Annotated in this window: 1 protein-coding gene and 1 pseudogene; both read right to left on the reverse strand. The window is 64.2% G+C overall.

Going from position 1 to position 800, the window contains the following annotated elements; all coding sequences use genetic code 11:
• Positions 1–452: type II toxin-antitoxin system VapC family toxin (locus F6Q13_RS18320; RefSeq protein ID WP_293059571.1), on the reverse strand; the 452-nt coding region annotated here is incomplete at its 3' end.
• 74 nt (positions 453–526) lie between these two features.
• Positions 527–703 (reverse strand): annotated as a pseudogene (locus tag F6Q13_RS18325) (type II toxin-antitoxin system CcdA family antitoxin); the annotation flags it as partial.
• Between the last annotated feature and the right edge of the window lie 97 nt (positions 704–800).

Raw genomic sequence — 800 nt, forward strand, 5'->3', positions numbered from 1 at the left:
CGGCCCCCCCATTCTCCCGCGACCTCGACGCCGGCAACGCGTTCGGCTCGGCGCTGACCGCCGACGACATCCGCGGATTGCTCGGCTGAGCGAAGTTTCTCGACTTTGACCCGGTGTCGGGGCAGCTGCCGCCGCGAGCCGTCGGTCGTTATGAGTCGGGCGTGGAGTTGCTGGGTCAGTTCGACGTAGAGTCCATCGACGAGACGGTGTGTGCGTGCGAGCGGCGCACGCCGAACGGCGGTCAGGAGTCCGGACACGTCGGCCTCGTCGAGTTGTCCGGCACGCCAGAGCCGGCCTAACGCCGACAACACCTTCGCCTCGAAGTGTGCCGGAACATGAATTACGTTGTTTTGCAACCGAAGCCGAATCTGTTCAGCGTTGTCTCGGCGGGTCAGCAAATCGACCATTGCCGAGGCATCGAGCACAATATCTTCCAGTGAGTGCGTGCTCACCGGCCGAACTCGTCGCGCGCGTCTTCCAGCGCAGCTTTGACCGCGTCAGGGTCTACCGGGCGACGCACCGAGGGCAGGGCATCCAGCCATTCTGACAGCGAGGTGCGGCGCAGTTCCGCGGAGATTGCAGCCTGCGTCAACGCAGACACGTTCAGTCTGTGTGAACGGGCTTGTTCGGCCAGTTCATCTGGCACGTAGACATTCAACCTCGCCCTACACACCAATGTACACACAACGTTTGCCGTGCGCAGTTCACGCTGCGCAGTCAGCTCGGGTGGTTGGCGTCATGCCAGGCCTGCCAGATGTCGGGGTGCAGGCGGCCGCGGTCGGGCACCGGCAAGCCGACGG

The organism is Mycobacterium sp., assembly GCF_008709575.1.
In the GTDB taxonomy this organism is placed as follows: Bacteria; Actinomycetota; Actinomycetes; order Mycobacteriales; family Mycobacteriaceae; genus Mycobacterium.